Here is a 23708-nt window from a genome sequence, read left to right as displayed (position 1 = left end):
CGTCCGGTCGAGGCCGTTGTGCCGGGCATAGGCGCGGGCCGCGCGCAGCCGATGCTCGTTGATCAGCTCTTCCTGGCCGGGCACCGCGTGCGGGCCGATGGTCGCCTGCGGTCGATGCGTCCAGATCCGCCCTCCGATGCTCACCCGCGGTTCGGCCGGGTGGTGGCGTCCGAGATCCGGGTCGACCGTGCCGATTCCGTCGGCGACGGCGGTGACGATCTTCAGACCTACCCAGCATCCGGCATACCGCGACATCCGGAAGGCGTGCATTCCCAGGTCGAGAACGTCCTGCTGATCACCCGGAAACAGCACCGGCATCCCGGCGTCGGCGAAGGTGTACTGGCTGTCGCAGGCCAGCGTGGACGACTTCGCGGCCGGATCGTCACCACAGAAGACCACCGCGCCGCCGCCCGGCCCGGCACCCATCGCATTGGCGTGTTTGAGCACATCGCCCGAGCGATCCAGTCCCGGCCCCTTGCCGTACCAGGCACCCACCACGCCGTCGACACCGTCATAGGCGAGGGCGGCGCCCATCTGGCTGCCCCAGACGGTGGCCGCCGCGAGCTCCTCGTTGAGTCCGGGCCGGTGCACGATGCGATGCCGCTGCGGGTCGTGCTGTTCCAGTTCCAGATCGAAACCACCCAGCGGCGATCCCGGATATCCGGAAACCATGGTGGCGGTGGTCGTTCCGTCGCGAAGGTCGAGTTCGTGGCGCAGTGCGAGCAGACGCACCAGGGTCTGCACTCCCGACAGCACCGGCGTCGCAGCCGTCACGGATAGACCTCGGGGTCGACGTAGGCGACGACGCCGCCTTTGATCACCGTCCGCAGCTTCGAATGGTCCTGCAACACAGTGATATCCGCTGTCGGGTCGCCGTCGACGACGATCAGGTCGGCCAGCATTCCGGCTCGGATCTCACCGGTGTCCAGGCGCGCGGCCGGGCCCATGTTCCGGGTGGCGGTGTGGATGGCCTCGATGGGCGACATGTCGATCAACTCGACGTAGCGCTGCAATTCCGCCGCATAGGTGCCGTGCCGGGTCCACTGATGCCCGAAGTCGCCACCCGACAGGATCGGGATGCCGGCGGCCTTCAACTTGTGCAATCCGTCTATCTGAGCGCGCAATTCGTGGCGATAGCCGGACGCCTCGACCTGTTCCCCGCTGATCCCCCACTCCCGCGCGCGGCCCGAGACCACGGCGTAGAGATAGTGCAGGCCCGGACACACCCAGACATCGTCGCGCCTCGCCTCCAGCGCGCTCAATGCCTCGTCGTCGAGGAAGCAGGCGTGATGGATGATGCGGACACCGGTGCGCGCGGCCATCGCCACACTGGCCGCACCGCGCGCGTGCACCGTCACGAAGGCGCCGTAGCGGTCCGCGACGTCGACTGCCGCCGAGAGCATGTCGTCGTTCATGTAGACGTCCTCGGACGGGTGCGCGGGCACCACCCCGTCGCCGGAGATGAACAGTTTGAGCGAACGCACGCCGCTGTCGCACTGCCGCGCGACGACCTCGCGGATATCGCGGACACCGTCCACGACCTCCATCAGGCCACCCTCCTCGCCACCGAGACCGCCGCGCTCGGCGATCATCGCCCCGCAGGGAATCAGGCGCGGCCCAGCGATCAGCCCCCGCTCGACAGCGTCGTGGATGAGCAGATCGTCCTGCGGCTGCGTGGCTCCGGCGCCGATCAGCAGGGTGTAGCCGCTGTGCAGATAGGTCTTCGCCACGGCGGCGACATCGAGGATGTGCCGCCCCGAGGGTGTCGCGGCGACGGCCGCGTGGTCGAAGACGAAATCCAGCGGCCAGCTGATATGCGTGTGCGCGTCACCGAGGCCGGGCAGCACCGTGGCGCCGCGCAGATCCACCACCCGCACGGCTCCCGGATCGACGTCGATATCCGCGCCGATCGAGACCTTCGCGATCCGATCCCCCTCGACGAGTACCGACCCCTCGCGCGGGCGTTCGGCGAGATCACCCCCGCAGGTCAGGATCCGCCCATTGGTCAGCAGCATTCGCTCTGTCATCAGCGACCTCCAGTACTGAGCGAGTACTTACTTTATCATCGGCGCGACGGTTGCGAGAGTCGAATTCTTACCTTCGAGAATCATCCATCCACCATGGTGACCGCGCAACGAAATGCCACGATCCGCACCTGTCGATCCCCCACCGGCGGCGTCCCAGCTGTCACCATGGTCTGCGGGACCCCGCCGTCCCCACCGAGCCGAATCAGAGGAGCGTGATCGCATGCCCGCCGAAACCCCGGCGACCGAATCCGTGGATGCCGTCGTCATCGGCATGGGCCCCGGAGGCGAGGCCGTGGCGACCGAACTGGCGCGTGCCGGGCTCGCGGTGGTCGGCGTCGAAGGCCGGCTGCTGGGCGGCGAATGCCCCTACTACGCCTGCGTGCCGACCAAGATGATGGTGCGCGCCGCCGAGACCCTCGCCGAGGCACGGCGCGTGGGCACACTCGCGGGAAGCGCCCAGGTACAGGCGGATTGGGCGCCGGTGGCGAAGCGGATCCGCGAAGAGGCGACCGACAACTGGGACGACAAGGTCGCGGTCGAACGGTTCGAATCCGCCGGCGGCACCTTCGTGCGGGGCTGGGGGCGCATCACCGAGCCGGGCCAGGTCCGCGTCGATACCGCCGACGGACCGCGCGAGTTCCGCGCCCTGCGCGCGATCGTGCTGAACCCCGGCACCGCCCCGTCCGTTCCGCCGATCGAGGGCCTGGCCGACACCCCGTACTGGACCAATCGCGAGGCGGTGACCACCACCGAGGCGCCCGAATCCCTGATCGTGCTCGGCGGCGGACCGGTCGGCGCGGAATTCGCGCAGATCTTCGCCCGGTTCGGAGCCGAGGTGACGATGGTCGTGCGCAGCCGGCTGCTCCCGCGCGCCGAGCCCGAGGCCGCCGAAACGCTGGCGAAAACCTTTGCCGAAGAGGGAATTTCGGTCCGCACCGGAGTTGAGGCCACCCGAATCGACCACGACGGCGGCTATTTCACCGTGCGGCTGAGCAACGGTGATCCGATCCGCGCCCAGCGCCTGCTGGTCGCCGCCGGCCGCTACACCGACCTGTCCGCATTGGGCGTCGGCGCCCTCGGCCTGGACGAGCAGGCGCACGGCATCCGGGTCGACGACCGGCTGCGCGCCGCCGAGGGAGTCTGGGCGATCGGGGACGTCACCGGGCACGGCGCCTTCACCCACATGTCGATGTATCAGGCGCGCATCGCCGCCGCGGATATCCTCGGCTCCCCGGGCGAACCCGCGCAGTATCACGCGGTTCCCAATGTCACCTTCACCGAACCGGAGGTGGGTGCGGTCGGGATGACGGAGTCGCAGGCCCGCGAGGCCGGCCTGAGCGTCTGGACCGGCCGGGCCGAGGTTCCGGATTCGACCCGAGGCTGGATCCACGGGCCCGGCAACGCCGGATTCGTCAAGCTGGTCGCCGACGCCGATCGCGGCATTCTGGTCGGCGCCACCTCGGTCGGCCCGGTCGGCGGAGAGGTGCTCAGCGCCTTGGCCGTCGCGGTGCACGCCCGGGTTCCGGTCACCACATTGCGGGAGATGATCTACGCCTACCCCACCTTCCACCGCGTGATCGAGGCCGCCCTCGCCGATCTCGGCTAGTGGGCCCATCTCGCCGATCCGGCCGCGAGGGCACGGATTCGGCCGCATAATCGGCCCATGGCCGATGCCGACGACGTCCGGCGAATTGCGCTGGGACTCCCCGAGTCCACCGAAGCGCCGCATTTCGACATGCCGTCGTTCCGGGTCCGCAAGGCGATCTTCGCGACGCTGCCGGATCCCGACCACGCCCACGTGATGGCGAGTGAAGCCGATATCCGGGAGGCGGTCGCGGAATATCCGGACTGCTGCGCGGAGAAGTGGTGGGGTCGGCGCCTGTCGGCGGTCCGCGTCGACCTCGGCGCCGCCGACACCGGCCTACTGAGCGAGTTGCTCATCGACGCCTGGCGACACAAGGCGCCGCGCACGCTGGTGCGCGCCTTCGACGCGGCTCCCGAATAGCCCGCGTCGTCGCCGAGCCGCTACCCCTGGAGGAAATATGCTGTCGCTGCAAGAGATTTCGGATCGGATCGAGATCGAGGATCTGATGGTCCGATACTCCCATGCCGTGGACACCCAGCAGTGGGATCTGCTCGACGACGTCTTCACCGCGGACGCGCACATCGACTATTCGGCCATGGGCGGCGCCAGCGGCGGACTGCCCGAGATCAAGAAGTTCCTCGCCACCGTGATGCCGAACTTCCCCGCCTTCCAGCATCTGATCAGCAACTCCTCGATCACCGTCGACGGCGACACCGCCACCGGCCGCACCATGTGCCACAACCCGATGCTCCTCGACGGAGCGGAGGGTCGGCAGAACCTCATGCTGTGCGGCCTGTGGTACCTGGACACCTTCACCCGCGTCGACGGCGCCTGGCGGATCGCGCGGCGGGTCGAGGAGAAGAGCTACATGTTCCTGGCGGCCACGCCCGGCTCCCAGTAAGCGCCTGTCTAGAACCTGTTACAGTTCGCGCGTGCGGCTCGACACTTCTCCATCGCTGCGGCGCTGTTCGCCGAATCACCGCTGTGCACCGATTTCCCACCGGGCGGACGCGTGATCGCCGACTTCACCGAGCACTGGTTGCTCTACTGCTCGATTCCGGTGATCGCGGCGTTCATCGGCTGGACCACCAAACTCGTCGCCGTCGAAATGCTGTGCCGCCCCTTGGAATTCCGCGGCATACCGCCCTGGTTCGGCTGGCAGGGCGTGATCCCCAAGGCGGCGCCGCGGATGGCGACGATCGCGGTGGATCTGATGTTCTCCCGGTTGATCGATCCGCAGGAGATCCTCGGCCGCATCGACGTCGCCGAACTCACCACCACCCTGCGCGAACCGCTCGACGACGCCGTCGCGCACACCGTCGACGAGCTGATGATGCGCTACGAACCGCGGCTGTGGGTGACCATGCCGCAGTTCGCCCGTGAGGCGATGATCCGCCGCGTCCAGCGCGACGTCCCCGACCTCATCGACGAAATCGTCACCGACCTGCGGACCAACCTCGACCAGATCATGGATCTGCGGTCCATCGCCATCGACACCCTGGTCAACGACAAGGCGCTGCTGGTGGAGATGGTGCGCCGGGTGGGCCATCACGAACTGCGCTTCATCGTGCGCTCCGGCCTGCTGTTCGGCACCCTGCTGGGCTTCGTGCAGATGGTCACCTGGGCCTTCACCCACTCCTCCTGGCTGATGCCGCTGTTCGGCGGATTCACCGGCCTGGTCACCGACTGGCTGGCGCTGCAGATGATCTTCCGGCCGGTGCGGCCGTGGCGGATCTTCGGCCGCATCGGCTGGCAGGGGCTGTTCCACAAGCGCCGCGAACAGGTCTGCGTCGACTACGGCGATCTGATCGCGACCGAAATCCTCACCCCGGCCAAGATGCTCGAGGCGGTCCTCAACGGAGAGCGTTCGGACCGGCTGGCGTCGATCCTGGCGCGGCGGATGGACGAATTCATCGATACCCAGTCCGCACCCGCCCGCCCGCTGGTGATGCTCGTCGCCGGCGACTCCATCACGCGGGTCAAACGCGAGATCGTCCCCGAGATGCTGGCCTATATCCGCAGTGCCGCAGCCGGATTCGAAGACCACGCGATGCGCACGCTGGATCTGCGCAACCTGGTGATCGAGAAGACCCGCCAGCTCACCGACGACGAATACGAAGGACTGCTGCGCCCGGCGTTCAAACAGGACGAGTGGAAACTGGTCGCCATCGGCGGTGTGCTCGGCTTCCTGGTGGGTGAATTGCAGGTCCACCTCCTGCTCAGCTGAGGCCGCCTACGCAGCGCGCTGACCTGCGGATTCGCGGTTGCGCGCCGCTATCGGCTATGTTTTTCTCGCACCGCCGCGAGGCGGGATGCGGATGTAGCGCAGTTGGTAGCGCATCACCTTGCCAAGGTGAGGGTCGCGGGTTCGAATCCCGTCATCCGCTCCACGAAAGCACCGGATCGCCACGGAAGTATCGCGCCGGTAGCGTCGATCCTTCTCGCTCGAGCGCATCCGATGTCCGCTTCGCCGAGCGCCCCCTTCCTCGTTCGGCACGGGCGATCGCATATCCCGATCCGAGGGGCTCCCAGCAGCGGGCAGTCGACCGGAGTCCGTCGGCCACCGCGCTTCGTAAACTCCAGTGCGCGTTCCGCATTCGACTTCGCAGACTGTCCGGCCGTCGTCTCGGCGGCACCGCGCTGTTGTTCGTAGCACCCTCTCAGGAAGGACGCATGTCCACCACTACCGAATCCGCGCTGGACGATCTGTATGTGGCCATCGAGAAATCCGCGCGGCTGGCGAACGTCCCCTGCACCCGAGACGCGGTATGGCCGGTCCTGACCGCATTCGGCACGATGCTCACCCGGTCGGTGATCTCTTTCCGAGTCGTCACCGAGGCCCGTCGTGCGGGAGACCTCGACTATCGCTTCCTCACGCTGCCGAAAGACATCGACCCCTACGACATCGCGCGCTCGAACGGACTGATTCGGCAGGCCGATCATCCGATCGGGTCCCTGCTGGACCAGGTCCGCGAACAAGGCCCCGTCGACAGCTACGGCATCGATGTCGGCGTCGCCGGCGGTTTCAAGAAGATCTGGCCGTTCTTTCCCGCCGACGACGTCCGGAACGTGGCGGAACTGGCCGCCCTCCCGTCCATGCCGGCCGGTCTCGCCGACCACGCCGGCATGTTCGCCCGGCACGGCTTGGCGGACAAGGTCGGCCTGCTCGGTATCGACTACCACGACAAGACGATGAACGTGTATTTCCCCGGACTGCCCGCCGAGCACTTCGCACCCGAGGCCGTCGCCGCCCTGCATCGGGACGCCGGATTTCCGGAACCGAGCGCGCAATTCCTCGCCCTCACCGCGAAGGCATTCGACATATACGCCACGTTCGGCTGGGAATCCTCCCGGATCGAGCGGCTGTGCTTCCCGGTGATCACACCGGATCCGGCCACGCTCCCGATTCCGATCGATCCGCGCTTCCAGGAACTCGCCGACAACGCCCCGTTCGCCACGAACGATCGCCGATTCACCTTCGCCGCGACGTCGTCGCCCGCCGGAGAATCCTACAAATTCAGCTGGTTCTACCAGTGGCAGCCCAGAATCCTGGACAAGATGAAGACATCCGATTCATAGCCCGATTCGTCGGCGTGCGCGGCGCACCCGAAGATGCGGGACCGGGCCCCGCAGCGGAAACCCCGGCCCCGCGGCCGGCTGCCGGGTGTGGGTCGGCAGCCGACGGTCCGATCCCCCTAGCCGCGCCTGCCGCAGACGATATCGACAGCGCGCGCGAGTATTTCGAGCCCGTGATCCAACTCCGAATCCGAAATCGTCAGCGGCGGAAGCAATTTCACGACCTCGTCACAGGCACCCGAGGTCTCCACCAGCAGTCCCTCCTCGAAGGCGACCCGGCTCACCTTGCCCGCCTCGGAGGCGTCGCCGAAGACCAGGCCGTGCACCAAACCCCTTCCGCGCGTGGACAATCCGCCGACCGAGTCGGCGAGGCCGGCCAGCACCCTCCGCACCCGTTCACCACGGGCGAGGGTCGCGAGTTCGAGCCGGTCGTCGCTCCAATACCGGGTCAACGCCGCCCGTGCCGTGACGAAGGCGGGATTGTTGCCGCGGAACGTCCCGTTGTGCTCCCCGGGAGCCCACTGGTCGAGTTCCCGCTTCATCAGCACCAGCGCCATCGGCAGGCCGTAGCCACCGATCGACTTCGACAACACCACGATGTCGGGAACTATGCCGGCGGTCTCGAAGGAGAAGAACGGGCCGGTGCGCCCACAGCCCATCTGCACATCGTCGACGATCAGGAGGATGCCGCGCGCCGCCACCAGCTCCGACAACCGGCGCAGCCACTGCACGCCCGCGACATTGACCCCACCCTCTCCCTGAACGGTCTCCACGATCACCGCGGCGGGCCTGTCGACCCCGGAGGACGTGTCGTCGAGAATGCGCTCCGCCCACACCCATTCGTCGACCCCATCGCCGAGGTAGCCGTCGTAGGGCAGCGGCTGCGCATGGGTCAGCGGCACCCCCGCACCGGCGCGTTTGGCGGCGTTGCCGGTCACCGCCAAGGCGCCCAGGGTCATCCCGTGAAAGGCGTTGGTGAAGTTCAGCACGGTGGTGCGACCGGTGACCTTACGCGCCAGCTTGAGCGCCGCCTCCACCGCGTTCGCCCCGGTCGGACCCGGGAATTGCACCTTGTAGTCGAGACCTCGGGGAGCCAGGATCAGATCGCGCAGCGTCTCGAGTAGCTCGCGTTTGGCCGCCGTCGCCATATCCAGGGCGTGCGTCAGCCCGTCCCGCGCGATGTAGTCGATGAGCGCCGCCTTGAGCAGCGGATTGTTGTGCCCGTAGTTGAGCGCGCCGGCGCCGGCGAAGAAATCGAGGTATTCACGGCCCTGCTCGTCGCGGAGCCAGGCGCCGCGAGCGGTGTCGAAGACCGTCGGCCAGACCCGGCAGTATCCGCGCACATCCGATTCCAGCGTTTCGAAAACGGTGGTCATAGGCGGTCCTCAGAAGCGGGAGCCACCGCGGCGACCCCAGTGTGAAACATGACTGTTTCTAACACTGCGATGGAGGTCGCGGCAAGGTTTTGCGCAAAGCGATCCAGCCCTCGGGTGCGACGACCATACCGACCGCTCGGACTGCCCTGCTCCGGTTCTTCGAAATTCGCTCGCCGAACGGGCGACCACGTCGTACTCTGGACAACTTGTGCGTGCACTCTCGGGGGTTTATTCACGTCTGTTCGGCGCCGGCTTCAGGCGCCAATGGAATTACCGGTCGGCCGTCTTCGCGGGCCTGGCCGCCAATGTCGTCTTCGGCCTCATCCGCGCCGCGGTGATGATCACGGCGGCGCGCTCCGCGCCGGGCTTCGGTGGCTACACCGGTGCGTCGATCGGCGCGTACGTGTGGTTGTCGCAGGCCATGCTGGGCGCCCTGCGGGTGATGGGCCCACCGCACGACATCGCCGAGCGGGTGCGCACCGGCGATGTGGCGGTCGATCTGCAGCGCCCCATCGATATCCAATTCTTCTATCTGGCAACCGATCTCGGCGGATCGTCGTGCACGCTGGCGTTGCGCGGCCTGCCGTCGGTCGCCACCGGTCTGATCACCGCGCAGCTGGTGTTGCCCGGCACCTTCGCGCCGTATCTACTGGGCGCCGTCAGCGTCGTTGCGGCTGTGACCCTTTCACTGCTGCTGCTGTTCTCGGTGAGCCTGCTGGGTTTCTGGCTGATCGAGACGCGCGGAATACGGATGCTCTACCAGATTCTGTCCACATTCTTCGCCGGCCTCTACGTACCCGTTCACCTGTTTCCGGCGCCGCTGGCCGCCGCCGCGCGGCTGACCCCGTTTCCCTGGCTGCTGCAGGGGCCGGTCGATGTGTTGTCCGGTCGGGCAACGGGTTCGGCAGCCTGGTCGGTGATCGGCATGCAGATGTTGTGGATCGCCATCGCGATCGGCATCGGCCGGACGCTGATCGCGGCGGGCCGGCGCAAACTGGAGGTGCAGGGTGGCTGAACTCGCACCGTACGGCAGCAGGCTCACCCCCTATGTGGCCGTGCTGCGTTCGCGAATGCGCTCACAACGCGCCTATCCGCTCTCCTTCGCCACCGACCTGTTCTCCTCCCTGCTGATCGGTGTCGTCGAATTCGCGGAGATGTGGCTGATCTACCACAACGTCACGGCGCTGGGCGGCCTGAATTCGACCCAGATGCTGCTGCTGTTCGGCCTGTCCAATCTGAGTTTCGCGCTCGCGCAGATCGCGGTCGGCCACACCGACACCCTCGCGACCTACATTCGGATGGGCACCCTCGACGCCTTCCACCTGCGACCCCAGCCCCTGCTGCTCCAGCTGATCACCAGCGATGTGTCGCTGCGGCGGCTGTCGCGGGCCACCGTCGCGGCGGTGGTCCTGATCGCCGGCCTGATCGGCAACGATATCGATTGGAGCCCAACGCATATCGTGCTGGCGGTGAGCAGCACACTGAGCGGGATCGCCATCTTCGCGGGACTGTTCGTCTGCGCCGCGGGCCTGCAATTCCACCTGGTGGACGGTTCGGAACTCACCAACAGCTTCACCTACGGCGGATCCTTCGCCGCCCAGCAACCGAGTTCGGTGTTCTCCGGCCCGCTGCGGGCGCTGTTCGGGTTCGCGATACCGGTCTCGTTCGTCGCCTATCTGCCCACGATCGCCCTCCTCGGCCTTCCCGGCCCGCCGTGGCTGCCCGCCTGGCTGGCCTGGTTCGGACCGCTTGCGGCACTGTGGGTTTGGATAATAGCGGCGACGCTCTGGCGCATCGGGGTACGCCACTACCAGGGAGGGGGCGGATGAACACCGTCGAAGTATCGGAACTGACCAGGCAATTCGTGCTCCGGCGCAACCGCCGGGGGCGCCGCGGGCACGTGCGCGAGGTGCTCACCGCCGTCGACTCGATGAGCTTTCGCATCGAATCCGGTTCGGCCGTCGGCTATATCGGCGCGAACGGGGCCGGAAAATCCACCACGATCAAGATGCTCACCGGCATCCTGGTGCCGACCTCCGGCACGGTGCGCACCTGCGGGCTCGACCCGGTGCGCCGGCGACGGGAACTGGCCGGCCGGATCGGGGTGGTGTTCGGGCAGCGATCACAGCTGTGGTGGGATCTGCCGCTGCGCGAGTCGTTCACCATCCTGGCCGCCATCCATCGCCTGGAACCGGCCGCGGCGCGGCGCCGCACGGACGAACTCGTCGAACAGCTCGAGATGGGACACACCCTCGACACCCCCGTGCGTCAGCTCTCCCTCGGCCAGCGGATGCGCGCCGAAATCGCCGCGGCGCTCCTGCATCGGCCGGAGCTGCTGATTCTCGACGAGCCGACCATCGGCCTCGACGTGCTCTCCAAACAGCGGCTGCGGGAATTCCTGCGCCGGGAACGGGCGGAAAGCGGCACCACACTGCTGCTCACCACGCACGATATGGGCGATATCGAGCGCCTCTGCGAACGGGTGCTGGTCGTCGACCACGGCCGCCTCGCCTACGACGGCACACTGCCGGGCCTGGCGCGCACCGTCGGCGCGCGGCGCGTCCTCGTGGTGGATCTGGCCCGGCCAAGCGACGATCTCACCGGCCTGGCGGGAGCGACACTGCTGGCGGCCGAGGCCGACGGCATGCGGCAGCGGCTGGCCTTCGATCCCGAAATCACTACCGCCGCCCAGCTTCTCGCCGGCATCTCGAGCCGGGTCGAGGTGCGCGACCTGTCCATCGAGGAGCCCGATATCGAGGATGTGGTGCGCCGCATCTACTCCGCCGGAGACGGGACCGCCCCGGCGCTCTCGGGCGCCGGGGCGGTGGCCCGGGGCACGATCCCCGGGGGCGAGCCGGAATCAGCCGCCGAACGACCCGGTGAACAGGGTGTTCAGAACGCCGCTCAGGGCGGCGCTGCCGGTGTCGAGGATGCCGCTCAGCGCGGCGCTACCGGTGTCGATGATGACCGGAATCATGCTTCTACCTCTCTGTAGGGGGCACAGGCCGTCGACCCCCGTGTCGGGCGATCGACCAGAACCCACCCTGCTGGCCGGAACTTAATCGCCGCTGGACGATAGCTGAGAGGGACGTAAGAGCCACTGTGTGGAGTGTCTCCGTAACGAAAACCTTTGTGCTGCCGATGGGAAAACGTCACTGCCGCTTGTCGTCTGGGCGATTGCTGTCCGCCGAGTACAAGCTGACCTCACCGCCCTCGCCCAGAAATGCGTTGACCAGCATGATCCGCTCGGCCTGCATGGCGTCGGCGTCCGGCGCGGCGGTCGTGATCGAAATCTGCGGAATGGCAGCCCAGTTCACGACATAGCGTTCCGGCGGTCCGGCCGCGCCGGAGACGTGCGCCAGACGGAAGACCGAGACCGTGCGGCGCTCCATCAGATTTCGCACCACCTCGGCGATTCGCTCGGGATCTTCCAGAGCGAACAGAAAGCCGAAGGTCAGCTCCGGCGAAGAGATATAAGCGGGCACAAAACCTCAGGCTAGCCATCCGCAACCGGTCGCGCAGGCGCCGCGCCGCCGATGGTGGATCTTCGCGATCATGTGATCCCCGCGTGATGCGTATAACAATTGTCCGGCACCTTGGGTGTTCGGCGCGTCAACCGTTGCATGCCAAGTCAGGACACGCTTTCCTGAATATGTCCCCGCATTCGGACACGTCTATCGCATCGTCGCGGATTTCCCGGTTCGTACACCCGTGAGCAGTGCGACCGAACAGCCGGCGTCCGAGTCCGCGGGACTACGCCGGAGCCGAGGGGAGCCCCTCCCCGAAAACCTCCTCGGCCCTGGCGTAACCAGATTCCGACCGCTGAGACGAGGGTGGGAGACGATGGCGACCGCATACGCCGGTGACAACGACGCGACCGGCGCACTTCCGTCGGTATCCGCGCTGCTGCGCGCATTCCGGTCCACGACACCGCCACCCGGCGACCATCCGGTGCTCGAGGCGGCCCGGGAGCTGGTCCGCTGCCACGAATTGCGCCGGCACGCCTACCGGGAGGCGCAGGCGCCGAAGGCCTCGAGCGCCCGAGTGGCCGGAGCCAGCCGATTGGTCGGCCACATCGATCGCGACCGCACCCGCCTGATCGAATGTATCGACGTCTGGGTAGCCGACAACATCGCGCACCGCGAGGGCGCCTCGCTGCACACCGAAACCCTCGGTGCGGTCATCGACCGGATGGCCGGGAAATGGGTCGCCGCCCATCATGCGCTCGGACTGCCCGCCTCGAACCATCCGGCCGACGAGCTCGCAGCCTCCACACCGGACGGCGAGGCACACCTGCACTGGGTGCGCCTCGCAGAACTGGCCGACGGCTACAAGGACCTGATCACCGATATCGCCGAGCACCGGCGCCGGCTGCCGGTGTTCTGATCCCGCTCAGCGTTTCGGATCGACGATGTCCACATCGGCATCGATGAAGGGCTGGGCCGCATTCACATTCGGCGTCGGCTCGGGCTCGTCGACCAGCACATCGGGATGGTCGCGCCCGGCGTTCACGTCGGCCGCCGCCTCCCGATCACGGTGTGCCGCAGCCGCGGCCTCCCGCATTTCGATGGCATCGGTGATCCAGTCACCGATTTCGCGCGTCACTTCCGAGACCGTGCCGGTGATGATCGTTGCGATATTGCCGACGTGCCGTGCCCCGGAGGATGTCAGCTCCTGGATCAGATCCTTGTTGCTCTCGAATTTTCCGATCATCTACCCGCCCACCTCGCTCGGCTCGGCCTGCCGCTCTCGCATCACGATAACACCAGGCTGCGAGCCTTTCCCGACGATGGCCGGGGGAAGGGCGAGCTTGCAGATCTTGAGCCAGACCGAGCCGACCTGTTTGCTGAGCGGGCCGGTGTTGTAGGGCAGGCCGTACTTCTCGCACAGCGCGCGGACCTCGGGCGCGATCTCCGGATACCGGTTGGCCGGCAGATCCGGGAACAGGTGGTGTTCGATCTGGTGGGACAGGTTGCCCGACAGCACGTGGAACAGTTTGCTGCCGCTGATATTGGCCGAGCCGAGCATCTGCCGCACATACCACTCGCCGCGGGTCTCGTTCTCGGTCTCCTCTTCGGTGAACGTCTGTACGCCCGATGGGAAGTGTCCGCAGAAGATGATCGAGTACGCCCAGACGTTGCGCACCAGGTTGGCGGTCACGTTGCCGGCCAGGGTGGAGACGAACAGCGGGCCGCTCAGCAGCGGGAAGACGATGTAGTCCTTGAGCACCTGCCGGCCGGCCTTGCGGATCTGTCCCTTGGCGAGGCGCTTGATATCCGACCACTTCCGCTTGCCCTTGACGATGTTGTCGGCCTCGAGGTCGTGCAGCATCACGCCCCATTCGAACAACAGCATCAGCGCCAGCGCGTACACCGGGTTGCCCAGGTAGTACGGATTCCACTGCTGACCCTCGTCGATGCGCAGCACGCCGTAGCCGATGTCCCGGTCGCGACCGTGGATGTTGGTGTAGGTGTGGTGCATGTAGTTGTGCGAGTGTTTCCACTGATCGGCCGGGCACACCGTATCCCATTCGAACACACGGGAATTCAGGCCCGGTTCACGCATCCAGTCCCACTGGCCGTGCATGACGTTGTGGCCGATCTCCATATTGTCCAGAATCTTGGACAGGCTCAGCGCCGCCACCCCGGCCAGCCAGAACGGCGGCAGGAAGCCCAAATACATCAGGCCGCGTCCGGCGATCTCGAAACCGCGCTGCGCCTTGATGATCGAGTAGATGTATTCGCGGTCACGCTCCCCCAGATCGGCGGTGATGCGGTCGCGCAGCGCGTCCAGCTCCCGGCCGATTTCGGCGACCTGTTCCGGCGACAGGACCAGCGGCCCGTTCTCGGTTTCGGTGAGTATGGTCATAGCTTTTCTCCCCTTTCAGATTTCGGTGCGACTTTCGGTGCGGCTCAGATCTCGATGTCGACGTCGCCGACCGCGGCGCTGACGCACAGCTGGATCGGCTGGTCGGGATCGCTGTCCAGTTCGCCACTGCGCAGATTGCGGGTGCAGCCGGACCGCTTGACCGCCGTGCAGGAGAAGCAGATCCCCATCCGGCATCCGAACTCCGGCGTCAAACCGGCCGACTCGGCCTGCTCGAGCAGGCTCGCACCGGTGTTCTCCGACTGGGTGCCGCTCACCGAGAAGGTGGTGACGCCCTCCACGTCGGCGGCGTCGGCCGGCGCGGCGGTGAGGACGAATTCCTCACTGTGCAGGCAGTCGTCGAGCCCCTCGGCCTGGTAGATGCGGCGCACGGACTCCATCAGCGGCGGCGGGCCGCAGACGTAGGTCTGCGCGGTCGCGAAGAACGGCGCGATGCGCGACAGCTCGTCGTAGTCGAGGAATTTCGCGCCGGGCACGGTCGCACAGCTCCACGGTGCGCCGTCCAGCCGCTCCGACCGGGCCAGTTCGGGATAGCCCAGTACGACGTCGACATTGTCGTGGCGCCGGGCGATATCCGCGAGCAATTCCCGATGCGGCACCTCCTCGGGCGAGCGGGCGTAGTGCAGGAACACCACGTCACCGCGGTACCCCTCGGCCACGAGGGTGGACAGCATCGACAGCACCGGCGTGATACCGCTGCCACCGCTGATCAGCACCACCTTGTCCGGCCGCTGCTCCGGCAGCCGGAACACACCGGCGGCCGGCGCGAGGTCCACGACCATCCCCCGCTTCGCGTGCCGGTGCAGATACTGCGACACCAGCCCCTCCGGATGCGCCTTCACGGTCAGCGTGAGGGTGCGGCGCGGGCCGCTCTCGGCATCGATCGGCGAGTAGCAGCGGGTGTGCTTCACTCCGTCGATCAGCACGCCGACCTGCACGAACTGACCGGCTTCGTGCCCGGTCCACTGCCGGGTCGGACGGAGTGTGAGGGTCACCGAACCGGGCACCGACCTGTCCACGCCGATGATCTCGGCCCGCATATCGCGCAGCGTCAGTGTCGGTCGCACCAACTCCAGATACCGGTCGAGCGGGTGCGGCGAGGTCAGTGTCTGGACCAGATCGAGCAGTCCCACCATGCGGTTCTCCCCAGCCTTCGTCGTTTGATCGCGTGCACCTTTTTCGGTGCACATCTGTACACTGAACTAGTGTGCCTGGCGGTACCGCAATAGTTCAACCTGCATCTGGTGTGACCGATGCAACATCTCCCCGAATGGACCCATCGTGAACGGATGTATGCTCAGCGAGATGAGCGAGCAGGCCGAAACCCGAGTCGAGCGCAAGGAGCGCACGCGGCGAGCGCTGCTGGACGGCACGCTGACCCTGGCTGCCGAGCGCGGATTCGCGGCGCTGAGCCTGCGTGAGATCGCCCGCTCGGCCGGGATCGTGCCCACCGCCTTCTATCGCCACTTCGATTCCCTCGACGAATTGGGAACCGCCCTCGTCGACGAGGGGGTGCGACAGTTGCGCCTGGCGCTGCGGCACTTGCGCCGCACCCCGGATGCGCGCCTGGCCGAAACGGTGCGATTCGTCTTCGCGCAGATCGCCGGCCGCGAGGACCTCTACGGCTTCCTGATCCGCGAACGCCACGGCGGCGCACCGGCGCTACGCACCGCGATAGCATCCGAAATGCAGTTGATCACAAGGGAATTGGTGGTCGACATGTCGCGAATCCCGGCGCTGGACGCCTGGCCGACCGACGATCTGGAACTGGCCGCCGACCTGATCGTCTCCACCGTCGCCGACCACATCGCCGACTTCGTCGCCGCCCCGCTACGCGAGCGCCCCCTCGTCGTCGACCGCACCGTCGGCCAGGTCCGCATGATCGCCCTCGGCATGGCCGCCTGGAAACCCCGCACCGCCTGAGCGCCCCTCGTACAGAAGGACGCCCCGCGGGCCTCGCGGCCGTGCGAGGCGCCCTTCCCGTATCCGAGATAGTGCAGAGCACCGCGGGTGATGATACAGAAAACGGCACGTGCTCACAGGGTTCTCGCAGTTCCGGCTCCCCCGGTCGGGAATATGCACCACGTTGCATAGTACAGCGGGTATCGGTTAACCTCACCGCATGGCCCTCGAACACGCGCTGCTGGTGTCGCTGAGCGAGCGAGCCGGTTCGGGGTACGAACTGGCGCGCCGATTCGACAAATCGATCGGATTCTTCTGGAGCGCAACGCATCAGCAGATCTACCGGGTGCTCAAGCGTATGGAGGAACGCGGCTGGGTCACCGGCGAGGCGATCGCCCAGGACGGGCGGCCGGACAAGAAGGTCTACACCGTCAGCGATGCCGGACACGCCGAACTGGCGCGCTGGATCGCGGAGCCGACCGACGATATCGGTCCGCTACGCAGCGAATTGGGCGTCAAGATCCGCGCCGCCGCACACGGCGATCTGGGAGCCCTGCGCACCGAGGTCGAACGCCATCGCGACCAGCACGCCCAGCGGCTGGAGTTGTACCGCCTCATCGAGAAGAAGGATTTCCCCGCTCCGGACCGGCTCACCGGCACCGCGCTCTACCAGTATCTGGTGCTGCGGGGCGGAATCCGGGTCGAGATCGGCTTCGTCGAATGGTGCGACGAGGTACTGGCCGGGCTGCGGGGTGTGCTGCGTTCGTCGTCATCCGACCCGGAAGCCTCAGCCCCGCAACCGGATTCCGTTTCCGAAAGGTGATCCCATGACCGCGAATTCCGATTCGCCGCATTCGTACCCCCACCTGTTCGAGCCGCTCGACCTGGGTCACACCACGCTGCGCAACCGCGTGGTCATGGGTTCGATGCATACCGGGCTGGAAGATCGCGCCTGGGATACCAACCGGCTGGCCGCCTATTTCGCCGAGCGCGCCCGCGGCGGCGTGGGCCTGATCATCACCGGCGGCTACGCACCCAACCGCGAGGGCTGGTTGCTGCCGCTGGGCGCCAAACTCACCAACAAGACCGAGGCCTACCGGCACCGCGCGATCACGAGGGCGGTGCACGCCGAGGACGGCAAGATCGCCCTGCAGATCCTGCACGCCGGGCGCTATGCCTATGTGCCGTTCAGTGTTTCGGCCTCCTCGATCAAGGCGCCGATCAACCCGTTCCGCCCCCGCAAACTCTCCGGCAAAGGCGTCGAGCGCACCATCGAGGACTACGTGCGCTGTGCGCGGCTGGCGAAGTTCGCCGGATACGACGGTGTCGAGATCATGGGCGGGGAGGGCTATCTGATCAATCAGTTCCTCGCGCCGCGCACCAACAAGCGCACCGATCGCTGGGGCGGGTCGGCGGAGAACCGGCGGCGTTTCCCGCTGGAGATCGTGCGCCGGATCCGGGCCGCGGTCGGTACGGACTTCGTCATCGTCTTCCGGCTGTCGATGGCCGAATTCGTCGAGCACGGTCAGACGGAGCCCGAAATCCTCGCGCTGGCAACAGAACTGGAAGCCGCGGGCGTCAGCATCATCAACACCGACATCGGCTGGCACGAGGCGCGGGTGCCGACGATCGTCACCTCGGTCCCGCGCGCCGCCTTCGTCGAGTTCACCGCGAAAATTACCGCGCGCGTGAACATTCCGGTCTGCGCCTCGAACCGGATCAACATGCCCGAGACCGCCGAGGAGATCCTCACCCGCGGCGACGCCGATCTGGTGTCGCTGGCCCGGCCGCTGCTGGCCGACCCGGAATGGGCCGCCAAGGCGCAGGCCGCCCGCGACGACGAGATCAACACCTGCATCGCCTGCAACCAGGCCTGCCTGGACCACGCCTTCGTCCACAAAACGGTGTCCTGCCTGCTGAATCCGCGGGCCGGCCACGAAACCGAACTGCGGCTGCTGCCGACCCGGCGGATGCAGCGCATCGCGGTCGTGGGCGCGGGACCGGCGGGCCTGTCGGCGGCGGTGAACCTGGCCGAGCGCGGCCACAAGGTGGATCTGTTCGAGGCCGACGACAAGATCGGCGGCCAGTTCGATATCGCGCGCCGGATTCCGGGCAAGGAGGAGTTCAACGAGACGATCCGGTATTTCACCCGCAAACTGGAACTCGCCGGGGTGCGGGTATTCCTGAACCGCCGGGTGAGCGCCGGGGAACTGATCGAAGGCAGCTACGACCGCGTGGTGGTCGCCACCGGCGTGCGCCCGCGCATCCCGAACATCCCGGGTATCGATCATCCGAAGGTGCTCACCTACGCCGAACTGGTGCGCGAGGAGAAGCCGGTCGGCAAGAAGGTCGCGGTGATCGGCGCCGGCGGAATCGGTTACGACGTCAGCGAATTCCTCACCGTGGAGGGGCATCCGGCGCTGAAACTCGACGAGTGGAAGCAGGAGTGGGGCGTCACCGCCGACGATCCGGAGGCGCCGGGCCAGCTGACCGCCGCGCGTCCCTCGCCCGCTCCCCGCGATGTCGTCCTGCTGCAACGGAAGTCGACGCCCTTCGGCAAGAGCCTGGGTAAGACCACCGGCTGGGTGCATCGCGCGGCGGTCAAGGCGAAGGGCGTGGAACAGATCGGCGGCGTCAATTACGAACGTATCGACGATCGCGGGTTGCACATCAGTTTCGGTGACACGCGGGATCGTCCCACCGTGGTCGAATGTGACACCGTGATCCTGTGTGCCGGACAGGAATCGGTGCGCGATCTGGTCGAGCCGCTCCGGCAAGCCGGAGTGCGTATCCATCTGATCGGCGGCGCCGACGTGGCCGCCGAACTCGATGCCAAGCGGGCCATCGACCAGGGCACCCGGCTGGCGGCGGCGCTGTAATGGCGATCCTCACCCGGCTAGGGCTGCCCGGCGACGAGAAGTCCTGGGCCGCATTGGGATTCGCGGTCGAGGACGGCATGATGCGAATCGGTCGGATCTCCTGCACGCTCGGGGTCGGCACCGGGTGGGGGTTCGAGGGCATCGAGGCCGACGCGGCGACACTGGGTGTGCCGGAACTGCTGCACGACGTGGAGACCGCGTCGGCCCATCCCAACGGGGTGACGTTCGTCGACCACGTCGTCTACTGGGTACCGGATCTCGACGAATCCGTCGCCGCGCTGAACGCCGTGCTGGGAATCGGCCCGCGGCGGCGCTTCCACCCGCGCGGCCCGGAAGGCCCGGAAATGGCCTTCTACCGGGTCGGCGAGGCGTTCTTGGAGGTCGTCGCCGCTCCCACGAAGCGGCCCGCGCTGGTCGGCGTCGCCTTCGGCACTCCGGATCTCGATGCCACGGTGGCCGCGGTCCGCGCGGCCGGTGGCCCGGTCGGTGATCCGAAGCCGGCGGTGCAGGGCGGACGAATCGCCGGGGTGTGGCACGGGCATATCGACTGGGGTGTCGCCTTCCTCGAGCCCAAGCCCCGCGGCGAGGCGAAGTCCGGCTAGGCTCGGCGACCGTGAGCTTGCCTGCACCCACCGCCGACAACCGTGCCGTCGTCACCGGAGCTTCCTCCGGAATCGGAACCGCTCTGGCCGAGGAGCTCGCCAAACGCGGCTATTCGGTCATCCTGGTCGCCCGGCGCGGCGATCTGCTCGCCGAGCTGGCGCAGCGACTGACCGACACCTACGGGGTCACCGCCGAGGTTCGCGTGGTGGATCTGTCCGATCGCGAACAGCGCGCGCCGCTGGTGGCCGAGCTGGCCGGTCGTGAGATCGCCATCCTGTGCAACAACGCCGGTGTCGCCACCTTCGGCGCCGTCGCCGACCTGGACGCCGACGTCGAACGCTCGGTGATGGAACTGAACGCGGTCGCGGTCCACGATCTGACCCTGGCGGTGCTGCCCGGCATGCTCGCGCGCGGCGGCGGCATCCTGATCACCGGTTCGGCGGCCGGGAACATGGCCATCCCCAACAACGCCACCTATGCCGCGACCAAGGCCTTCACCAACACCTTCTCCGAATCGCTGCGCGGCGAACTGACCGGCAGCGGCGTGCACGTCACGCTGCTCGCGCCCGGCCCGGTACGCACCGACAACCCCGATCAGGACGAGGTCGGCAGCAAGATCCCGGATTTCATCTGGGTGTCGGCCGCCTACACCGCGAAGATCTCCATCGACGCCCTGGCGCGCAACAAGATGCGCGTCGTTCCCGGCCTGATCAGCAAGGGTATGAGCGTCGCCGGCCAGTACGCGCCGCGGGCGCTCACCGCGCCGATCGTCGGCTCGTTCTACAAGAAGCTGGCGGGCTGATCAACAGGGTGTCAGGGCGGCGTCAAGATCGCGGCGCCGCTGGTCAAGACGGCGTATCGAGACGGTTCCGGCGCCTGGCACCGGCGTAGTCCTGACAGTGACCCCCGCAGTCGAGGAGAAAGCGGGGCACCACAGGAGACACGCCGTGACGTTGCTCGAGATCTTCCCGTCCCTCCGTTCGGGGATGGCGTCCCCGCGACTGGACACCACCGTGTGGCCGTCCCGGACGCACTACGACGAACTGGGCCGCATCACCGTCGACGGAGTCGCCCTCGACGATGTCGCCGACCGCTACGGCACACCGACATATGTGATCGGTGAGACCGAGATCCACACCCGCTGCCGGTCCTACCGCGCACACTTCCCGGATGCCGAAATCCTCTACGCCGCAAAGGCTCTGCTGACCCGCACGATCGCCGGACTGGTCGCCGACGAGGGCCTCGGCATCGACGTGTGCTCGGCCGGCGAACTGGCGATCGCCCTGTCGGCCGGGGTGGACCCGCGGCGAATCATTCTGCACGGCAGCGGGAAACCTTTCGCCGAATTGGAATACGCGGTCGGCGCCGGTGTGGGGCGGATCGTGATCGACTCGCTCACCGAGGTGAGCCTGCTGGGCGCGATCGTCGACCGGCCGCAGCAGGTGCTGCTGCGCCTGACGCCCGATATCGACGTGCACGGACATCCGGCCGTGCGCACGGGGGTCAGTGATCAGAAATTCGGCTTCGCCCTGCACGACGAGACCACCGAGGAGGCGATCCGGACGCTCATCGACCATCCCCTGCTGGATCTGCGCGGCTTCCACTGCCACCTCGGCTCGCAGATCCACGATCCCGACCATTACGGGGAAGCGGTGCGGCGGCTCGTCGCGCGGATGGCCGAGGTCCGGCACGACTACGGCGTATTGCTGACCCAGCTCGATCTGGGCGGCGGCCATGCGGTGGCCTACCGCCCCGGCGACGCGGAACTCGATCTGTCCGAACTGGCCGACATCATCGACGACGCCCTGGACGCGGCGTGCGCGCGAAATCGCTTCCCCCGTCCGGTGATCGCGATGGAACCGGGTCGCGGCATCGTCGCTCGCGCCGGCGTGACGATCTATCGGGTGACGGCGATCAAACACGTGCCGGGCGGCCGGACGTTCGTGATCGTGGACGGCGGAATGAACGACAATCCGCGGGTCGCCCTCTACGGGGCTCGCTACGACGCGGTGGTTGCGGGCCGGCACCCCACCGGGCCGACCGTCACCGCCACCGTGGCGGGACGCTACTGCGAGGCCGGTGACATCCTCGCCACCGATATCCGGTTGCCCGCGGATCTGCGTGTCGGTGAGCTGCTGGCCGTGCCGTGCACCGGCGCCTACCACCACAGCCTGGCCTCGGCCTACAACGGTGTGGGGCGGCCGCCGATCGTCGCGTTGCGTGACGGCCGGATGCGGGAGCTGGTGCGGCGCGAGACCGCGGAGGATCTGCTGCTCCGCGATCTGGGCTGAGCGGCAACGAGTCTCGGCGCCGGGGGGTGGAGTACCGTCCGGCGTCCGGGGCTGCTCAGCGTTTGCGGGTGCCGAAGAGGCTGCGGCTGATCTCGCGGCCCGCGGCCGAGGCGGCCGAACGCAGGAAGCTCTTCACCGCCGGATTGCTCATGATCCGCTCCGCCGCCGAGACGTCCGGTTCCGACACCCGCCCGCCGGAGCCCTGCGGCACCGGCTGCGGTTCCGGTTCGGCCGCAACGACTTTCGCGGCCAGCATCTCGTAGGCGGATTCCCGGTCCACGGTGCGGCCGTACTTCTCGAACAGCGAGCTGGACTGCGCGCGCGAGCGGATGCCGTCGTCGCCGATGGTGTTCATCAGCGACCGCGGCGGCCGCAACCGGGTCCAGGCCACCGGCGTCGGCGCACCCTGTTCGGACAGCACCGTGACGATCGCCTCGCCGATACCCAGTGCGGTGAGGGCGTTTTCGAGGTCGTAGGCCGCGGTCTTCGGGTAGGTGCGCACCGTTTTCGACAGCGCCTTCTGATCGTCCGGGGTGAACGCGCGCAATGCGTGCTGGATCCGCGCACCCAATTGCGACAGCACCGCATTGGGCACATCGGTGGGCAGTTGCGTGCAGAAGAACACGCCGACGCCCTTGGAGCGGATCAGTTTCACCGTCTGCTCGACCTGCTCCAGGAACGCCTTGGACGCGTCGGCGAACAGCAGATGCGCCTCGTCGAAGATGAACACCAGCTTGGGTTCGTCGACATCGCCGACTTCGGGCAGAGTCTGGAACAGATCGGCCAGCACCCACATGAGGAACGTGGAGAACAACACCGGCCGCGCCGCCTGCGATCCGAGTTCGAACAGGGTGATCACGCCCTGCCCGCCGGCGGTCCGCAACAGATCGGCGGGGTCGAGTTCCGGCTCACCGAAGAAGGTGTCGCCGCCGTCGGCCTCCAGATTCACCAGGGCACGCAGGATAACCCCGGCCGTCGCGGCCGACACCCCGCCGATCCCCTTCAGATCCTCCTTCCCCTCCGGACTGGTCAGGTGCTGGATCACCGAACGCAGATCCTTCAGGTCCAGCAGTGCCAGCCCGCGGGTGTCGGCCCAGTGGAAGATCAGCCCGAGGGTGGATTCCTGAGTGTCGTTGAGTCCCAGCACCTTAGCGAGCAGAACCGGACCGAACGAGGTGATGGTTGCGCGAATCGGCACGCCGATCCCCTCGGTGCCGAGAGAGACGAATTCGGTCGGGAATCCGTGCGGCGCCCAGTCGGCGTCACCGGTCTGCGCGGCCCGGGCGGCGAGCTTGTCGTTCGATTCGCCCTGCTGCGCCAGCCCCGACAGATCGCCCTTCACATCGGCGAGCACCACCGGGACGCCTGCCGCGGACAACTGCTCGGCGATGCCCTGCAGGGTCTTGGTCTTCCCGGTTCCGGTGGCGCCGGCGACGAGTCCGTGGCGGTTCAGCGTGCGCATCGGAATCCGCACCCGGGCGGCCGGATCGATCTCCCCGTCGACGACCACCGCGCCCAGTTCCAGGGCCCGCCCCCTCGAAGGCGTAACCCGCCGCGATCTGCTGCGCTACCGAATCCTTCTC

21 protein-coding genes, 1 tRNA gene and 2 pseudogenes are annotated in these 23708 nt (G+C 67.4%); 16 read left to right on the top strand and 8 right to left on the bottom strand.

The genetic code is table 11. The features are described from left to right. Positions 1–774 (bottom strand): annotated as a pseudogene (locus tag ON23_RS11720) (indolepyruvate ferredoxin oxidoreductase family protein); the annotation flags it as partial. Further along, positions 771–2027: an amidohydrolase family protein gene (locus ON23_RS11715; protein WP_039778129.1), complete on the bottom strand. Its 1257-nt coding sequence runs from the start codon at positions 2025–2027 to the stop codon at positions 771–773. The gene ON23_RS11715 and the pseudogene ON23_RS11720, both read right to left, overlap by 4 nt. 220 nt (positions 2028–2247) lie before the next feature. On the opposite strand from ON23_RS11715, the gene ON23_RS11710 reads away from it, so the two are divergent. From ON23_RS11710 to ON23_RS11685, 6 genes are all read left to right on the top strand, one after another. Next, complete coding sequence (locus ON23_RS11710) at positions 2248–3633, top strand: dihydrolipoyl dehydrogenase family protein (RefSeq protein ID WP_039778128.1); 1386 nt, start codon at positions 2248–2250, stop codon at positions 3631–3633. 57 nt (positions 3634–3690) lie between these two features. Next, a complete protein-coding gene (locus ON23_RS11705; protein WP_039778127.1) occupies positions 3691–4032 on the top strand; it encodes an MmcQ/YjbR family DNA-binding protein in 342 nt (113 codons plus the stop codon). A gap of 37 nt (positions 4033–4069) precedes the next feature. Then, a complete protein-coding gene (locus ON23_RS11700; protein ID WP_039778126.1) occupies positions 4070–4513 on the top strand; it encodes a nuclear transport factor 2 family protein in 444 nt (147 codons plus the stop codon). Between the two features lie 111 nt (positions 4514–4624). After that, positions 4625–5839 carry a DUF445 domain-containing protein gene (locus ON23_RS11695; RefSeq protein ID WP_039778125.1) on the top strand — a complete coding sequence of 405 codons (1215 nt, stop codon included), beginning with the start codon at positions 4625–4627 and terminating at the stop codon, positions 5837–5839. A gap of 87 nt (positions 5840–5926) precedes the next feature. Beyond that, positions 5927–6002 (top strand) — tRNA-Gly (locus ON23_RS11690). Positions 6003–6285: 283 nt separating this feature from the next. After that, entirely contained in the window at positions 6286–7191 is a 906-nt protein-coding gene (locus ON23_RS11685; protein WP_039778124.1) for an aromatic prenyltransferase, read from the top strand. A 116-nt stretch (positions 7192–7307) separates the two neighbouring features. Here the strand turns inward: ON23_RS11685 and ectB are convergent, their stop codons facing one another. Then, the gene (gene ectB, locus ON23_RS11680; RefSeq protein ID WP_039778123.1) at positions 7308–8564 is read right to left on the bottom strand and encodes a diaminobutyrate--2-oxoglutarate transaminase; all 1257 of its coding nucleotides are present in this window, start codon (positions 8562–8564) and stop codon (positions 7308–7310) included. A gap of 208 nt (positions 8565–8772) precedes the next feature. Here ectB and ON23_RS11675 point away from each other — a divergent pair, with 208 nt between their 5' ends. Genes ON23_RS11675 through ON23_RS11665 form a run of 3 tightly spaced genes read left to right on the top strand, consistent with a single transcriptional unit; the run spans position 8773 to position 11559 of the window. After that, positions 8773–9579, top strand: coding sequence for an ABC transporter permease (locus ON23_RS11675; protein ID WP_039778122.1), 807 nt, complete (start codon positions 8773–8775; stop codon positions 9577–9579). After that, positions 9572–10393: an ABC transporter permease gene (locus ON23_RS11670; protein WP_039778121.1), complete on the top strand. Its 822-nt coding sequence runs from the start codon at positions 9572–9574 to the stop codon at positions 10391–10393. The genes ON23_RS11675 and ON23_RS11670 overlap by 8 nt, the downstream gene beginning before the upstream one ends. Then, complete coding sequence (locus tag ON23_RS11665; protein ID WP_223273171.1) at positions 10390–11559, top strand: ABC transporter ATP-binding protein; 1170 nt, start codon at positions 10390–10392, stop codon at positions 11557–11559. Before ON23_RS11670 ends, ON23_RS11665 begins: the two co-directional genes overlap by 4 nt. A 157-nt stretch (positions 11560–11716) precedes the next feature. Here ON23_RS11665 and ON23_RS11660 read toward each other — a convergent pair whose 3' ends face one another. After that, positions 11717–12049: a hypothetical protein gene (locus ON23_RS11660; protein WP_039778120.1), complete on the bottom strand. Its 333-nt coding sequence runs from the start codon at positions 12047–12049 to the stop codon at positions 11717–11719. Between the two features lie 358 nt (positions 12050–12407). Here ON23_RS11660 and ON23_RS11655 point away from each other — a divergent pair, with 358 nt between their 5' ends. Then, positions 12408–12950 carry a DUF4254 domain-containing protein gene (locus tag ON23_RS11655; RefSeq protein ID WP_039778118.1) on the top strand — a complete coding sequence of 181 codons (543 nt, stop codon included), beginning with the start codon at positions 12408–12410 and terminating at the stop codon, positions 12948–12950. A 144-nt stretch (positions 12951–13094) separates the two neighbouring features. Here the strand turns inward: ON23_RS11655 and ON23_RS39955 are convergent. The 3 genes and pseudogenes from ON23_RS39955 to ON23_RS11640 all read right to left on the bottom strand — a co-directional run. Continuing rightward, positions 13095–13277, bottom strand: a pseudogene (locus ON23_RS39955) (hypothetical protein); the annotation flags it as partial. Then, entirely contained in the window at positions 13278–14432 is a 1155-nt protein-coding gene (locus tag ON23_RS11645) for a fatty acid desaturase family protein (protein WP_039778116.1), read from the bottom strand. Between the two features lie 44 nt (positions 14433–14476). Further along, a complete protein-coding gene (locus ON23_RS11640; RefSeq protein ID WP_083903855.1) occupies positions 14477–15586 on the bottom strand; it encodes a ferredoxin reductase in 1110 nt (369 codons plus the stop codon). Positions 15587–15755: 169 nt separating this feature from the next. Here ON23_RS11640 and ON23_RS11635 point away from each other — a divergent pair, with 169 nt between their 5' ends. From ON23_RS11635 to lysA, 6 genes are all read left to right on the top strand, one after another. Then, positions 15756–16373 (top strand): TetR family transcriptional regulator, encoded by a 618-nt coding sequence (locus tag ON23_RS11635; RefSeq protein WP_083903856.1) that lies wholly within the window; start codon positions 15756–15758, stop codon positions 16371–16373. 199 nt (positions 16374–16572) lie between these two features. After that, entirely contained in the window at positions 16573–17175 is a 603-nt protein-coding gene (locus ON23_RS11630; protein WP_051042451.1) for a PadR family transcriptional regulator, read from the top strand. Between the two features lie 4 nt (positions 17176–17179). Then, on the top strand, positions 17180–19231 hold the full coding sequence (locus tag ON23_RS11625; protein WP_039778113.1) for an NADPH-dependent 2,4-dienoyl-CoA reductase: 2052 nt from the start codon (positions 17180–17182) through the stop codon (positions 19229–19231). After that, the gene (locus tag ON23_RS11620; RefSeq protein ID WP_039778112.1) at positions 19231–19833 is read left to right on the top strand and encodes a VOC family protein; all 603 of its coding nucleotides are present in this window, start codon (positions 19231–19233) and stop codon (positions 19831–19833) included. The genes ON23_RS11625 and ON23_RS11620 overlap by 1 nt, the downstream gene beginning before the upstream one ends. A gap of 11 nt (positions 19834–19844) precedes the next feature. Continuing rightward, a complete protein-coding gene (gene cmrA, locus ON23_RS11615; protein WP_039778111.1) occupies positions 19845–20636 on the top strand; it encodes a mycolate reductase in 792 nt (263 codons plus the stop codon). A gap of 145 nt (positions 20637–20781) precedes the next feature. Further along, entirely contained in the window at positions 20782–22125 is a 1344-nt protein-coding gene (gene lysA, locus ON23_RS11610) for a diaminopimelate decarboxylase (protein WP_039778110.1), read from the top strand. Between the two features lie 55 nt (positions 22126–22180). On the opposite strand, the gene ON23_RS11605 is transcribed toward lysA, so the two are convergent. Next, complete coding sequence (locus ON23_RS11605) at positions 22181–23635, bottom strand: helicase HerA-like domain-containing protein (RefSeq protein ID WP_373282185.1); 1455 nt, start codon at positions 23633–23635, stop codon at positions 22181–22183. Between the last annotated feature and the right edge of the window lie 73 nt (positions 23636–23708).

This window comes from Nocardia cerradoensis NBRC 101014, from assembly GCF_000308535.1.
Taxonomy (GTDB): Bacteria; Actinomycetota; Actinomycetes; order Mycobacteriales; family Mycobacteriaceae; genus Nocardia; species Nocardia cerradoensis.
The sequence above is the reverse complement of the archived record's forward strand: the minus strand, read 5'-3'. Positions and strand labels throughout refer to the sequence as shown.

What these genes read in the sequence shown, in the direction of transcription:
- ON23_RS11715 (WP_039778129.1), bottom strand. Translation starts at nt 2,027, where the DNA reads ATGACAGAGCGAATGCTGCTGACCAATGGGCGGATCCTGACCTGCGGG.
- ON23_RS11710 (WP_039778128.1), top strand. Translation starts at nt 2,248, where the DNA reads ATGCCCGCCGAAACCCCGGCGACCGAATCCGTGGATGCCGTCGTCATC.
- ON23_RS11705 (WP_039778127.1), top strand. Translation starts at nt 3,691, where the DNA reads ATGGCCGATGCCGACGACGTCCGGCGAATTGCGCTGGGACTCCCCGAG.
- ON23_RS11700 (WP_039778126.1), top strand. Translation starts at nt 4,070, where the DNA reads ATGCTGTCGCTGCAAGAGATTTCGGATCGGATCGAGATCGAGGATCTG.
- ON23_RS11685 (WP_039778124.1), top strand. Translation starts at nt 6,286, where the DNA reads ATGTCCACCACTACCGAATCCGCGCTGGACGATCTGTATGTGGCCATC.
- ectB (WP_039778123.1), bottom strand. Translation starts at nt 8,564, where the DNA reads ATGACCACCGTTTTCGAAACGCTGGAATCGGATGTGCGCGGATACTGC.
- ON23_RS11665 (WP_223273171.1), top strand. Translation starts at nt 10,390, where the DNA reads ATGAACACCGTCGAAGTATCGGAACTGACCAGGCAATTCGTGCTCCGG.
- ON23_RS11655 (WP_039778118.1), top strand. Translation starts at nt 12,408, where the DNA reads ATGGCGACCGCATACGCCGGTGACAACGACGCGACCGGCGCACTTCCG.
- ON23_RS11645 (WP_039778116.1), bottom strand. Translation starts at nt 14,432, where the DNA reads ATGACCATACTCACCGAAACCGAGAACGGGCCGCTGGTCCTGTCGCCG.
- ON23_RS11640 (WP_083903855.1), bottom strand. Translation starts at nt 15,586, where the DNA reads ATGGTGGGACTGCTCGATCTGGTCCAGACACTGACCTCGCCGCACCCG.
- ON23_RS11635 (WP_083903856.1), top strand. Translation starts at nt 15,756, where the DNA reads ATGAGCGAGCAGGCCGAAACCCGAGTCGAGCGCAAGGAGCGCACGCGG.
- ON23_RS11630 (WP_051042451.1), top strand. Translation starts at nt 16,573, where the DNA reads ATGGCCCTCGAACACGCGCTGCTGGTGTCGCTGAGCGAGCGAGCCGGT.
- ON23_RS11625 (WP_039778113.1), top strand. Translation starts at nt 17,180, where the DNA reads ATGACCGCGAATTCCGATTCGCCGCATTCGTACCCCCACCTGTTCGAG.
- ON23_RS11620 (WP_039778112.1), top strand. Translation starts at nt 19,231, where the DNA reads ATGGCGATCCTCACCCGGCTAGGGCTGCCCGGCGACGAGAAGTCCTGG.